General features: G+C 70.2%; 2 protein-coding genes. Both read left to right on the top strand.

Going from position 1 to position 15,432, the window contains the following annotated elements; all coding sequences use genetic code 11:
* Positions 1 to 235: 235 nt before the first annotated feature.
* Positions 236 to 8,389 carry an amino acid adenylation domain-containing protein gene (locus ACZ7L9_RS22165; RefSeq protein ID WP_471417273.1) on the top strand — a complete coding sequence of 2,718 codons (8,154 nt, stop codon included), beginning with the start codon at positions 236 to 238 and terminating at the stop codon, positions 8,387 to 8,389.
* Positions 8,379 to 15,419 carry an amino acid adenylation domain-containing protein gene (locus ACZ7L9_RS22160; protein WP_471417271.1) on the top strand — a complete coding sequence of 2,347 codons (7,041 nt, stop codon included), beginning with the start codon at positions 8,379 to 8,381 and terminating at the stop codon, positions 15,417 to 15,419. The genes ACZ7L9_RS22165 and ACZ7L9_RS22160 overlap by 11 nt, the downstream gene beginning before the upstream one ends.
* Positions 15,420 to 15,432 lie beyond the last annotated feature (13 nt).

Genomic DNA, 15,432 nt, shown 5'->3' with positions numbered 1-15,432 from the left:
ATTCCCGAGCCTCCGCGGAGGCTCAGGGCCGCGGCGTGGTGTTCGTGGCGCTCGTGCCCTTGAACAGCGGTCCGCGAGGACGGACAACCTCGTTTGATCGAGATGATCGATCTCAGTTGAAAGAGTCACCGAGGCTTTGCTGTCCTGGTGGCTACGGCGGCGGGCAATACGCCCCGCGGGCAACAGGTGACGCGCTGTTGCGCGCAGCCAGGTATGGACAGACAGAGGGGCCACCTTGATCGAGTCCAGTCGGTTGATACAACAGCTGATCGCGGAGCAGGCAACGGCCCGGCCCGACGATGTGGCCGTGGAGTACGGTGACGAGCGGCTCACGTACGAGCAACTGCTCACCCGCGTACGGTCGCTGGCCTGGCAGCTGCGCGTGGAGCACGGGGTCGGGCGGGACACTCTCGTGCCGCTGTTGTTCGAGCGCTCTCTGGAGATGGTCGTCGGCATCCTCGCCGTCATCGAGGCGGGCGGTGCCTGCCTGCCCCTGGACTCGAAGCACCCCGCCGCGCGGCACCGGTTCATCCTGGAGGACTGCGGGGCGCGCCTGCTGCTGGCGAACATCGACACGGACCCGGGCATCACCGAACTGGTCCACGTCCTGGACCTGCGCAAGGAACCCTCCTGGCCGGAGCGGGCCGCAGAACTATCGGTCGTCGGCACCGCCGACGACCTCATCTACTGCCTGTACACGTCAGGTTCCACGGGCGAGCCCAAGGGGGTGCTCCTCGAGCACCGCGGGGTGCGCAACGTGCTGCGGTGGGGTGAGGAGTACTTCAAGATCACCCCCGATGAACGGGTGCTGCAGAAGACGACCTACACCTTCGACATCTCCATCATGGAGCTGCTCCTCCCGCTGGTCAGCGGGGCCAGGCTCGTCCTGCTGGAGTCGGGCGCGGAGACGTCGCCGCACGCGATCCGCGATGCCGTTGCTCGGCACGGCATCACCCTGATCCAGTTCGTGCCGTCGGGGCTGGCTTCGTACCTGGCTGTCATGGACACCGTCGATCCGTTGCCGGGTGTGGTGCGCTGCCTCGTCGCGGGCGAACCCCTCAAACCGGGGCTGCGCACGGCGTTCTACGACGCCATCACCGAATGCGACCTGTTCAACCTGTACGGCCCCACCGAGACGTCGATCTACGCGACGGCCTGCCTCGTGGATCGGGAGGGACCCGTGACGGCGGGCCGGCCGCTCGCGCGTACGAGGCTGCTGATCGTCGACAAGGACAACGTGCCCGTCCCGGTGGGTGCCACCGGCGAACTGCTCATCGCGGGCGACGGACTGACCCGCGGCTATCTCAACCAGCCCGAACTGACCCGTGAACGCTACGTCCAGGCCCCGGACGGCAGCAGCGTACGCGTGTACCGCACCGGTGACCTGGCGATCCTGCTGGAGAACGGCCAGATCGACCTGGTGGGTCGCATCGACCACCAGGTCAAGATCCGCGGTTACCGCATCGAGCTCGGTGAGATCGACAGCGTGTTGTCCGCCCTGCCCGGTGTGCACAACAGCGCGGTGGTCGCCGCCGAGGTCAACGGCCGGAAGGAGTTGGTCGCGTACTGGGTCGGCGACGACCGTGCCGGCACCGCGTCGCTGCGCGCCGGTCTGTCCGCGTCGCTGCCCGCCTACATGGTGCCCGCCCGTTTCATTCGCCTGGACGCCTTCCCATTGACCTCCAGCGGCAAGATCCAGCGTGCGGCCCTGCCGGCGCCGGATCTGGACGCCGACTTCGACGGCACCGCCTACGTGGCGCCGGTCGACGAGGTGAGCCGCGAACTGTGCGCCGTTCTCCAGGACGTCCTCGGCTGGGGGCGGGTGGGCATGAACGACCGGTTCCTCGACCTGGGCGGCGACAGTCTCAAGGCCGTCCGCGTCGTCCTGACGACCCGCAAGCGTCTGCGGCGCGAGCTGGGTATGGACGCCCTGCTGCGCAACGAGACCGTCGCCGAACTCGCCGCCCGTATCTACGAGTCCGGGCTCCCTGACGCTTACGACGCGCTGCCAGAAATCACTCCCGTGGATCCCGCACCGTGGCACCCTCTGTCCTCCGGTCAGCTGTCGATGTGGCTCCTGGCCCAGGCAGGCGCCTCCTACGCGGCGTACACCGTGCCCGCCGTGTACGAGTTGCGGGGCACCCTGGACCGGGAGGCTCTGCACGGTGCGCTCGTGCGACTCCTGACCCGTCACGAGTCGCTGCGCACGGCCTACGGCGAGGTCGCCGGAGTTCCCATGCAACAGGCGCGGGAGGACTTCTCCGTCGACTGGGAGGTCGAAACAGTCGACGACGAGGACACGGCACAGAGCCTGATCACCGGGTTCGTCCAGCGGGACTTCGACCTCGCGACGGGCCGCCTCGTGCGCTTCCTGCTGGTCGAACGCTCCCCGGATCACCATGTCCTGGTCGTGAGCGCCCATCACATCGCCGTCGACGGCTGGTCGCAGACCGTGCTGACCGACGACGTCATCAGCGGTTACAACCACCTGGTCGGCGGGCGACGCTCCGAAGAGGCTCCGCGGAGCCTGCAGTACAAGGACTACGCGCACTGGCAGCAGCGGACGCTCGACCGGCCCGCCGCCGAGGAGTCGCGCGCCTACTGGAGCCGGAAGCTCGCCGACGCCCCCGAGCCCCTGGGCCTGCCCACCGACCGCTCGCGCCCCGCCGTACGCAGCTATCGGGGCGCCGTCCTGCGCCGCACGCTCCCGACCGAGGGCCTGCGGGGCCTCAGGTCGCTGTGCCGCGAGGAGGGTTCGACCCTGTACGCGGGCATCAGCGCGGCCCTGCGCGTGCTCTTCTTCCGCTACACCGGGCAGCGGGACGTCGTGCTCGGCACCTCGGCGCTCGGCCGGCCGCTGGAGTCCCTGCACGACCAGATCGGCTACTACGTCAACAGCCTCGCCCTGCGTGAGGAGGTCGCCGCCGGCACGACGTTCCGCGCGCTGCTGCGTACGGTGCAGGACTCCCTCGCCGAGTCCCTCCGGCACGGCGAGTACCCCTTCGACCGGGTCGTCCACGAGACCGGTGACGTCACCACGAGCAGTCACAACCCCCTGTTCGACGTCATGGTGATGATGGATCCCGCATGGGGCACGCCCACCTCCGAACCCGCCGGACTGCGGATCCGGCACCTCGACCACCCCGTCCAGCACAGCAAGATGGACCTCACGCTCTACTTCGAGGAGACGGACGACGGGCTGAGGGTCACCGCGGAGTATGCGACGGATCTGTTCGACGAGGTACGCGTCGAACGGCTGCTGACCCACTTCGAGACACTGCTCACGAGCGTCACCGCGGCCCCCGAGGCCCCCGTGGAGGAGCTGGAACTGCTGACCGGGACCGAGCGTGCGCTGGTGCTGACCGGTTTCAACGCCACGGACAGCGCGTACGAGACGGACACCCCGGTCCAGCAGCTCTTCGAGCGGCAGGCGGCCCGCACTCCGGAGCGCACCGCCACCGTCGACGAGCACCGCGCCCTGACCTTCGCCGAGCTCAACGCCAAGGCGAACGCCCTCGCGTGGGCGCTGCGCGAACACCATGGGGTCGGCGTCGGCACCCTGGTCGCCCTGCACCTGGACCGGAGCGTCGACATGACGGCCGCGGTCCTGGGTGTGCTCAAGGCGGGCGGCGCCTATCTGCCGCTGTCCACCACCGACCCGGCGGACCGCGTCGCTGCCGTCCTGCAGGACTGCGGTGCCACGGTCGTCCTGGCCGACACCGCCCGCGCCGGGGCGATGGCCGCGCCCGGCCGCACCGTCGTCGACGTCACGGCCTTCTTGGGGGACGCCGCCCGCGCCGACAACCCGCCGCCGCTGGCCGGGCCCGACGACCTCGCTTACTGCATCTACACGTCCGGCTCGACCGGTGTGCCCAACGGTGTCCTCGTCGAGCACCGCGGCCTGGTCAACCGGCTCCGGTGGATGGTCGAGCACCTGGGCCTGACGGACCGGGACGTCGTGCTGCAGAAGACGCCCTACGTCTTCGATGTGTCCGTGTGGGAGTTGCTGCTGCCGGGCGTGATCGGCGCCCGCCAGGTGATGCTCGCGCCCGGGGGTCAGTCCGACCCGGGGCTGATCCGCGACACCGTCGAGCGCCACGGCGTGACGCTGCTGCACTTCGTTCCGTCGATGCTCAGCCAGTACCTGTCCACGGTCGACGGGGGCTTCACCGACGTACACAACGTCGTGTGCAGCGGTGAGAAGCTCAGCAGGGACCTCGCCGACCGGTTCTTCGCGGCCACCGGAGACACCGGTACGCGGCTGCACAACTACTACGGCCCCACCGAGGCGACGGTCGACGTCTCCCTTCTGGAGGTCACCGACACACCGGGCCCGGTCACGATAGGCGGCCCCGCCGCCAACACCCGTTTGTACGTCCTCGACGACAGGGGCCGGCCCTGCCCCGTCGGTGTCCCCGGCGAGCTGTACATCAGCGGTGTCCAGGTGGCCCGCGGCTATCTGAACCGGCCGGAGAAGACCGCCCTCAGTTTCACGGCGGATCCGTTCCGGCCCGGGGCGCGCATGTACCGGACCGGCGACGTGGCCCGCTGGCAGGAGAACGGCGAGGTCCTCTACATCGCCCGCCGTGACCGCCAGGTCAAACTGCGCGGCTTCCGCATCGAACTCGGTGAGATCGAGGAAGCGCTGGCAGGCCAGGAGGGCGTCGGGCGTGCCGTCGTACTGATGCGGAAGGACGCGAACGGCGCCGACGCCCTGTGGGCGTACGTCGAGAACGCCGTGCCCGGCGCGCCGGCGGCTCCCGCGCAACTGCGGGAAGCCCTCGGTGCGTGGTTGCCGGAGTACATGGTGCCGACGTACTTCGTCTTCACCGACGCCGTCCCGGTCACGCGCAACGGCAAGGTCGACCAGCGTGCCCTGCTCGCGCTGAGCCACACGGCGCAGGTGTCCAGCAGCCGGTACGTGGCCCCGCGCACCGCGGCCGAGGAGCGGCTGGCCGCCATCTGGACGGAGCTTCTGCACCTGGAACAAGTAGGTGTAGAGGACGACTTCTTCGCCCTCGGTGGCAACTCACTCAGCGCGTTGCAGCTGTCCACCCGCATCGGCAAGGCCTTCGGTGTCGAGCTGAAGCTCGCCTCGCTGTTCACCCACCGGTCGATTGCCGCCCAGGCCGACCTGATCGCCGGCTCGGCGGCGTCGGCGCCGTCCGCGTCGCCGCTGCCGCGCGTCCCGCGCGGCGAACGGCACGTCCTGTCGTTCGCCCAGGAACGCATGTGGTTCCTGCACATGCTCGACCCCGACAGCGGCTCCTACAACATCCCTGTCCTGGCCCGCCTCAGCGGCCCGGTCGACGCCGGCGTGATGGAGCAGGCCGTCTCGAGCCTGGTCGCACGGCACGAGATGCTGCGCACGACGTTCGTCCAAGAGGGCGGCGAGGTCTTCCAACGGGTGCGTCACGACCTCCCCCTCCCCTTCGAGGTACGAGACCTGGGTGCTCTCCCGGACGAGGAAGCGCGCGACGAGGCTGCGCGACAGGTGCGGGAGACCAGCGCCGTACCGTTCCGTCTCGAGCAGTCCTCGCCGCTGCGTGTCGTGCTGTTCCGGCTCGGTGACGAGGAGTGGCAGCTTCTGGTGGTGGTGCACCACACCGCCGGCGACGGCTGGACGCTGCGCCTCATGATGCAAGAGCTCTCCAGCCTGTACGCGGGGCACGCGTCGGGCGAGGGAGACACGCTGCCTGCCCCCTCGGCGCAGTACATCGACTACGCGGCCGCCGTACGCGACCCCGCACACCGTGAGGACATCGAGGACGACCTGGCGTACTGGGTGGACCGCCTCGCCGACGCGCCGTCCCTGGACCTGCCCACCGACGAGCCCGGTGCGGTCGCGCGGAACCGGTCCGCGAGCCTCACGGTGCGAGTCGACCCCGGCACCGGCCGCGGACTGCGGGAGCTGGCGGCACGCACCGCGACGACCTCCTTCGAGATCACGATGGCTGCCCTCAACCTGCTCCTGTCCCGGCTGGGCGACCAGCAGGACGTGGTGGTGGGATTCCCGGTCGTGTCCCGACCCGGCATGGCCCTGGAGCGGACCGTCGGGCTGTTCCTCAACACCCTGGTGCTCCGCACGGACCTGACCGGAGCACCCCCCTTCACCGAGCTTCTGGAGCGGGTCAGCACGGGAGTGCGGCAGGCGTACGAGCACCAGGCCGCACCGTTCGAGCTGCTTGTCGAGCGCCTCAACCCGGAGCGCGCCCTGGACCGCAGCCCGGTGTTCGACGTACTGCTGAACTACCTGGGTGACATGGCTGAGGACCTGACCATCGACGGGGTCACCGCCGAGGTCGACGACCACGCGTTCGACCTCCAGGCCAAGTTCCCGCTCACGTTCTACCTCCGCGACAAGCCGGACGGCGGGATGCTGATCGAGCTGGTCTACCGGACCGATCTGTTCTCGCCCGAACGGGCCGAAACGATGGCCGCCCAGCTGGTCGAGGTGCTCGAACTGGCCGTGACGGACCCCGGGCGGCCCATCACGTCGTACGCCCTGGAGGCCGGGGCCGCCCGGCACCAGCGGGCTCAGCTCGCGGCACCGGTGGAGCAGCCCGACCAGCAGCCGGTGCCGGAGTTGATCGACCGCGTCGCCGCACGCCATCCCGACCGTGTCGCCGTCCGGCAGGGCCGCCAAACCCTGACGTACGGCGAACTGGTCGCCCGGAGTGAGGATGTCGCCCGTCGGCTGGTGGCACGTGGTCTCGGCGTCGGCGACGTGGTCGGGGTGACCGGCCCGCGAGGGATCGGTTTCGTCGTCGGCCTGCTCGGCGCGCTGCGCAGCGGGGCCGTCGCCTTCCCGGTGGACCCCGCACTGCCCGAAGGGCGCATCCGCCACCTCCTGGAGATCGGCAGGGCCGCCCTGTTCGTGAGGGTCACCGACGGGGCCGGCGGCGGCGCGGTGGTCGGCTTCGAAACGGTCGAGGTCGACGCCGACGGACTGTTGCCGCTTCCCGAGGACGGCGACGGCACGGCACCTTTGCCGTCGGTGTCCGCGGCGGACCCGGCATACCTGTTCTTCACCTCCGGCACCACCGGCCTGCCCCGCGGGGTGCTGGGCCGGCACGGCGGGCTCAGCCACTTCCTCACCTGGCAGGCCGCCGAGTTCGCCGTTGGCGAGGACGACCGGTGCTCGCAGCTCACCAGCGTCTCCTTCGACGTGATGCTCCGCGACACGTTCCTCGCGTTGGTCTCGGGCGGCACCCTCGTGGTGCCGGAGGAGGCGGACGAACTGGGCGGCAAGGCGATCTTCCGCTGGCTGGAGCGCGAGCGGATCAGCATCCTGCACGCCGCCCCCACCGTCCTGCAGACCTGGCTCCTGGACGCCCCCGACGACGTCCGCCTGGACAGCCTCCGGCTGGCGATCTGCTCGGGCGAGCCGTTGAAGGCGGCTCTGGTGGAGAACATCCGCCACCGCTGCCCGAGCACCGAGGTGGTGTGCCTGTACGGGACGACGGAGACGACGCTCGCGAAGTTCTTCTACCGTGTCCCGGACGGGCCGCCGCCCTCGGTGATCCCGGTCGGCCCCCCGCTGCCGCAGACACAGGTCTTCGTGATGCGCGACGGCGGTGTGCTGTGCGGTGTCGGCGAGACCGGCGAGATCGCCATCCGCACCCCGTTCCGTACCTTGGGCTATCTGCACGACCCCGAGTCCACACGCGCGAGCTTCTTCCCCAACCCGCTGCGCGAGGACGAGGACGACCTGCTCCACCGCACCGGTGACATCGGACGGCTGCGCCCCGACGGCCTGCTGGACGTCCTCGGACGCGCCGACCACCAGGTGAAGATCACCGGGGTGCGGATCCAGCCAGCGGAGGTCGAGAACACGCTCACCGGGCATCCGGCCGTCTCGACGGGCATCGTCATCGCCAACAAGGACACGAGCGGTGAGGCCCACCTGGTCGCCTACGTGGTGCCCAAGGACCGCGACCGGGACGAGCAGGATCTCGCCGAGGAGCTGCGCGCCTACCTGACGGGCCTGCTGCCCAGGGTGATGGTCCCCGGGGAGTACATCGCCATGGAGCGCATCCCCACCAATGCCAACGGCAAGCCCGACCGCGCCGCCCTGCCGACGCCACGCTTCGCACGGACGTCGCTGCCGAACGCGTCGGCCGCCCCGCGGACCGACGTCGAGCGTCGCATCTGTGACATCTGGGCGACCGTCCTGGACCGTCCCGTCCTGGGAGTCGAGGACAACTTCTTTGCCCTCGGCGGTACGTCCTTGAAGTTGCTGCGCCTGTACGCACTGCTCGACGAGCGCTTCCCGGGTACCTTCCGCGTCGCCCAGTTGTTCACCCACCGCACCATCGCCAGGCAGGCGGCGCTGGTCGCGCCCCTCCTCACCGAGCCGGAAGACGGGGTCACCGAGCATGAGTTCTGAGACCAACGCGAGCGGCGCGGCCGGCGCTGCCGGGGGCGCGGCGCGTGCCACCGGGCTCTCGGCCGACACCGGCCGGGACATCGCCGTGATCGGCATGGCGGCCCGGCTGCCCGAGGCGGACGACCTCCAGCAGTTTCTGCGCCACCTTCGTGACGGCCGCGACAGTGTCCGTGAGCTGAGCGCTGATCGCATCGCGCGGACCTCGCTCCCCCCGGACGAGGATTACCAGCTGTGCGGCTTCCTCGACGACATCGACACCTTCGACCACGCGTTCTTCGGCATCTCCAAGGGCGAGGCCAGGAACATGGCGCCCGAGCACCGACTACTGCTCCAGGTCGCCTACGAGGCGGTCGAGAACGCCGGTTACGCCCCTGGGGCGCTCGAGGGCGTGCGCGCGACGGTGTACGCCGCCGACACGAAGATCGAGTACGGCGAACTGGTGCTGGAGCCCGAGCCGACCACGAGGATGGGTACGCACCACTCCGCCATGGCTGGACGACTGTCGCGCTTCTTCGGCCTGCGCGGTACGGCCACCATGATCGACTCGGCCTGCTCGTCCTCCCTGCTCGCCGTTCACCAGGCGGTGAACGACCTGCTGCTGGGCGATTCCGAGCTGGCGATGGTGTGCGGGGCCAGTATCAATGTGCTGGCCGACCACAAGACCGGCGACCTGGACATCGGCATCCGCTCGGCCGACGGCAAGGCCCGCGCGTTCTCCGCCGAGGCCGCCGGCACCGGCTCGGGCGAGGCCGTCGCCGTCGTCCTGCTCAAACCGCTCGACGCGGCGCGGCGCGACGGTGACACGGTGCACGCCGTCATCAAGGCCACCGCCGCCAACAACGACTCGTCCCGCTCCAGCACCCTGACCGCTCCGGACAGCACCGCCCAGGCCGAGGTCATCGAAGCGGCCTGGCAGAAGGCGGGGATCGACCCGACGACCATCTCCTTCATCGAGGCCCACGGCACGGGCACCCCTCTGGGCGATCCGATCGAGATCGAGGGGATCGACCTGGCGTTCGGACGGGTCACCGATCGGAAGCACTTCGTCGCCCTGTCGACCGCCAAGTCCAACATCGGCCACACCTGGAGCGTGTCCGGCCTGGTCGGCCTGATCAAGACGGTCCTCTCCCTGCGCACCCGGCAGCTGTTCCCGACCCTGCACGCCGCCGAGCTCAACCCGCTGATCGACTTCGCGAACTCGGCGGTGTCGGTCACGCGGGAGCTGACACCGTGGGAGCCGGCTGTCGGGATACGCCGCGCGGGCGTCAGCTCGTTCGGGGTGATAGGCACCAACGTGCACGCGGTTCTGGAGGAAGCGCCCGACTCGCCCGGCTCTCCGGTCGGGAGAGTGCGGGACTCCGACGGGACGTACTTCGTTCCGTTGTCGGCGAAGACGCCCACCGCCCTCGCGGCCAACGCGGCCGCGCTGCGCCGCTGGGTCCAGGAGCGGCCGGAGCTGGACCTGGCGGACATCGAGCGCACCTTGACGGCGGGGCGCGACCACCACCCGTACCGCATCGCCCTGACCGTGTGCAGCCTGGCCGGGCTCACTGACGCTCTCGCTGCGGCGCCGCCGCCGCCCGCCCCCGCCGGGCAGCTGACGACGGTGCTGCTGCTGTCGGATGCCTGTGAGGCCACGCCGGAGCTCACCGCCGGGCTCAGGGCCCGTCACCCGCACTTCGACAGGCTGTACGGGGAGGTCCTGGCTACCGCGGACCGGCTCGGCCTGCGGGACGAGCGGTTCGCGTTCCAGTACGCCTTCGTGGGCCTGTTGCGCCACATCGGCCTGGACTTCGACCACGTCGTCGCCCAGAAGGCGGGCAAGTTCGCCCTGGACGCCGCCAACGGCCGCGTCCGGCTCGACGAGGCGCTGCCCGGCGCGGCAGCCGAGGAACGGGCCGTGCCCGCGGACCTCGACGCGCGTGTGGACCGGCTCCTGAACAAGTTCACCGGCCCGCGACGGGTCCTGTTCGTGGAGGCCGGCCCGCTGTCCACGATCTCCGGGGCGCTGGCCGGGCGCGCGTGTGAGGGCTATGACGTGGTGGCCCTGAACACGACCGGTCTCCCCGGTCTGCTGGCCGGTCTGTACACGGCGGGCGCCCGGTGGCGGTGGGACGCCGAAATAGGTCCGGGACGCCGCGTCGAGCTGCCGTCGTACCAGTTCGACCGCATCCGTTGCTGGCTGGAGGACAGCAACATCCGCACGAGCTCCGCCGCGGCCACGCCCCTGCCGGCCGTGCCGACCACGGTCGACCCGCTGGAGGCCGTGCTGGAGGTGTGGCAGGACGTCCTGGGCGAAACGCCCGACACCGAAGCCTCCTTCTTCGACCTCGGCGGCGACTCCATCAGCGCCATGCAGGTCATGAGCCGCCTCAGCACTCTCTTCGCTGTCGAACTCGACGAGTACGCCGTCTTCGACCACGAAACCCCGAGACAGCTCGCCGCCCACGTCCAGGACGCCCGGTCCACCCCCGTTGCAGCGCCCGAGGTGGGCACCGCTGCGTCGGAGCCGTTCCCGGCCTCCCCCGCCCAGCTGAACATCTGGGTCGCCTCACAGTTCGAAGGCGGGTCCACCGCCTTCAACCTCACCCGCAGTTTCCGGCTGGACGGGCAGGTGGACAGGGAGGCCCTGCGGCAGGCCCTGGACGCGCTGGCCGGGCGTCACGATGCCCTGCGCACCACGTTCGCCTTCGCCGACGGTGAACTGACCCAGACCACGGCCGCCGCCGAGGGGTTCACGGTCCCCCTCCACCTGGAGCAGTCGGCCGACGGCCGGCCCGACGACACCGGCATCACGGCGTACGTGCGTCCTTTCGCGGCCGCTCCGTTCGACCTAGCGGCCGGTCCTCTGGTCCGCGCTCAGCTGGCCTCCTTCGCCGACGACGAGCACGTCCTGACGCTCAGTACGCACCACATCGTGGCCGACGGCTGGTCCCTGGAGCTGCTGGTCCGCGACCTGTCCGCGTTCTATGCCTCCTTCTCGCAGGGCGTCGAGCCCGGACTGCCCGCAGTGGAACTCGGCTACCGCGACCACCACATCGAGAGCAGGCAGCGGGCCGACGAGCACAGGGAGGCGGCATCCGCGTACTGGCTGGAGCAGTACGCGGACGTGCCCGCGGGGATCGACCTGCCGGTCCGCTCCGGTGTAGGCGGCGAGGCGTTCAGCGGCGCCTACCGCGACTACGCGCTTCCCGACGGGCTGTGGGAGCAACTGCAGCGGTTCGCGAAGGCCGAGGGCGGCACCGCCTTCACCTCGGTCGTCAGCGCCTTCGCCGCGCTGCTCGCCCGCTACACCGACCAGGGCGAGCTGGTGGTCGGCACCTCGCTGAGCGGTCGTGGCAAGCCGGGCGCCGAGCAGCTCGTAGCCATGCTGGTGCGCACGCTGCCGCTGCGGGTGCGGATCGACGACGAGGCCGACTTCCGGACGCTGTTCGCCCAGGTCCGTTCCCGGTTCACGACCGGCGCCCGGCACAGCGACTACCCGTACGAGGAACTCGTCCAAGAGCTTCAGCGGCGCGGGCTCACCCACTCCGCGCACTTGTTCGACGTACTGATCGAGTTCGAGCAGTTCGCGGGTGACGACGAGCAGGCCCTGCAGACGATGGGCAACGACGACCTGCGGGTGCAGCCTCTGGACGTCACCCTGCAGACCAGTGTGTTCCCGCTGAACGTCATGCTCGCGGAGCAGGCCGGTACCCTCGGGGCGGTCATCCGCTTCGACACGCGCCTGTTCGACGCGCACACCGTCGACCAGCTGTGGCAGTCCTTCGCCGGACTGCTCGGCGCCGTCCTGGACCGTCCGGACGTGGCCCTGCGGCAGATCCCGCACCTGACGGAGGCCGAGCAGCGCGGCGTACTCGCCATCGGCGCGCACGACTTCCACTTCGACGCCTCGCTGAAGATCCACCTGGCCGTGGAGCGGTTCGCCCGCACAAGCCCGGACCGCGTCTGCCTCGTGGCCGGGTCCGAGCAGCGGACGTTCGCCGAGCTCAACGCCCGCGCCAACCGGCTCGCCCGCTTCTTCAGGGACGAGCTGGGGGTGGGGACCGAAGAGGTCGTGGCCCTCGTCATGGACCGTTCGATCCTGACGGTAGAGGCGATCCTCGCGCTGTGGAAGTGCGGCGCCGCCTACATGCCGGTCGACCCGGGCTACCCGCCGGCGTACGTGCGGTCGATGCTGGAGTCGTCACAGGTGCGGGTCGTCGCCGTCGACCCGGCACGGATGACGCCCGGGCTGCGCGCCCACATCGGAGACGAGTGCACCGTGGTCGAGCTGACGGACGCCACCGGCACGGACCTCGACGCCGGCGACCTGGACGTCACGACCGGTGACTCGGCGCTGTCGTACGTGATCTACACCTCCGGCTCGACAGGTGTGCCGAAGGGCGTGATGGTCGAACACCTCGGGATGCTCAACCACCTCCACTCGAAGATCAACGACCTGTCGCTGACCGAGCGGAGCGTGGTGACGCAGAACGCGTCGAACAGCTTCGACATCTCCGTCTGGCAGATGTTCGCGGCTCCGTACGTCGGCGGTCGGACGGTGATCTACGACACCGCGCTGCAGCTCGATCCGGTGCGCTTCGCCGAACGCCTGGACACGGACGGGATCACCGTCCTCGAAGTCGTCCCCTCCTACCTCGACACCATGCTCGACGCCTGGGAGCGCGCTGGCCGCCGCTTCGGTCTGCGCAGCCTCGCCCATCTGATGGTGACCGGCGAGGCGGTGCTGCCCCGCTCGGTGAACCGCTGGCTGGCCCACTACCCGAGCATCCCGGTCGTCAACGCCTACGGCCCCACCGAGGCGTCCGACGACGTCACGCACCATGTGATGGCCGAACCCGTGACCACGGACACCGTGCCGTTGGGCACACCGATCCACAACACCCTGATCTACGTGCTGGACGAGCACCTGCGGGTGTGCCCGCAGGGGATGAAGGGCGAGATCTACGTCTCGGGCATCGGTGTCAGCCGTGGGTACCTCCACGCTCCCGAGCAGACCGCCAGGGTGTTCATGCGCGACCCCTTCCAGCCGGAGCGGCGCATGTACCGCACCGGCGACGCCGGACGCTGGACGGCGGAGGGCACCCTGGAGTACCTGGGCCGCACGGACAGCCAGGTCAAGGTGCGAGGCTTCCGGATCGATCTCGGGGAGATCGAGCGCCGTGTGGACGCCTGCCCTGGTGTGAAGGCGGCCGCGGTCGTCGTCCGCGCCGACGCCAAGGACCGGCTGTGCGCGTACGTCGTGCTGGAGCCCGGCACCACGGTCGCCGAGTGCCGTACCGTGCTGCACGGCGAGCTGCCCCATCACATGGTCCCGGCCGACTTCGTCGAGATCGACGCGATGCCGCTGACGTCCAACGGCAAGATCGACCGCAAGTCCCTCACCCGCATCGATCTGCCCCGGCCGAGCGCCTCCGGTGTCACCGGGCCGCGCACGGAGTCGGAGCGCGCCCTCGCCGGGATCTGGCGCGAGGTGCTCGGCACCGAGGAGGTCGGCGTCCACGACCCGTTCTTCGAGATCGGCGGCAACTCCCTGCGCGCCGTGCAGGTCCTGTCCCGGATCCGCAGTCAGCTGGGCGTGAACCTGGACCTGGAGGTGCTGTTCTCGCAGCCCACCATCGCCGCGCTGGCCACGGCTCTCGAGCAGGCGGACGGCCGTGCGGACGGGGACGAGGTGATCGTCGGCCTGGGCGGCCCGGGCGCCTACCCGGTCGCGCACACGCAGAACCTGCTGCTCAGCCTGGAGGACAGGTACGACCGGCCCGACGGGTTCAACCGCAACGACCTGTACGAGCTGCATGGCGACGTCGACGCGGTGGCGCTGGAACGCGGCTTCGCCCGACTCGTCGAGCGGCACGAGACGCTGCGGACGACGTTCGCGAAGGAGGGCGACCGGTGGAGGCAGATCGTCCACGCGCCGGGAGCGCTGCCGCTGCCGTTCGCGGTCCACGACTTCTCGGGACGGCCGGCCGCCGACGCCCGCGCCTTCGCCGAGGACCGGATCCGGACGGCCTTCTTGGTGACCGAGGAGCCACTGATGCGCGTCGACCTGCTGCGCACGGATGAGGGCTGGCTGATGGTGACGTCCATGCATCAGCTCGTGTCGGACGGGCGGACGGTGGACGCGCTGGTCGAGAACTGGCTGAGGTTGTACGACGCCGAGGTGGAGGGTCGCGACGCGGGACTCGAACCGTTGGCGGTGCAGTACAAGGACACGGCCCAGTGGCGCAACTCCCGTATGGCAGGTGAACGGGCGCGGGAGCACCGCGAGTTCTGGCTCCAGGAACTGGCGGGCGCCAGTTCCGTCGTACCGCTCGCCACGGACCGGACGCGGCCGGCCCGGACCGCTTTCGCCGCGGGCCGGCTGCGCCGCACAGTGCCGGAGCTCGCCCCGCGCCTCGCGAGCCTGGCGGGCGACCACGGGGTGACGGAGTTCGTCGTCGCCAAGACAGCGGTCAGCCTCCTGCTGCTGGCCGAGACCGGCGGCAGCGATGTCACCGTCGGCACGTACACCCGAGGCCGCAACCGTCTCGATCTCGAGAACCAACTGGGCTTCTACATCAACACCGTTCCGCTGCGCACACGGCTGCAGCCCGACGACACGGTCGCCTCTGTGCTGCGCACCGCACAGCACGACGTGCTGCGCGCCTTCCAGCACGAGGAGTATCCGTACGGGTGGACAATGCGGGACCTCGGCTGGGAACGGGGCCCGGAGCGCAGTCCCGTCTTCGATGTGATGGTGGCCATGGACATGGCCGAGGCCCCGGAGCCCTCCGGCGCGGACGCACACCAGGTGGAGTTCCGCCGGCTGGAGCTGCCACGCCGTGCCAAGGAGGCCGACCTGCAGTTCGTGTTCGACCGGGCCGCCGACGGCGGGATGGAGATAGCGGTGACGTACAACTCCGAGATCTTCGACGACTCCCGCGTCGAGCGCTTGGCCAGGCGGCTGGAGGAGACCGTCCAGGGTCTCGCCGAGAACCTGCCGCTGGTCGAGATCCTGAAGAGGGAGCCCGGCTCGGCCGCGTAGTTGCGGATCCGTG

It is taken from the genome of Streptomyces sp. NPDC111516, from assembly GCF_055635345.1.
The sequence above is the reverse complement of the archived record's forward strand: the minus strand, read 5'-3'. Positions and strand labels throughout refer to the sequence as shown.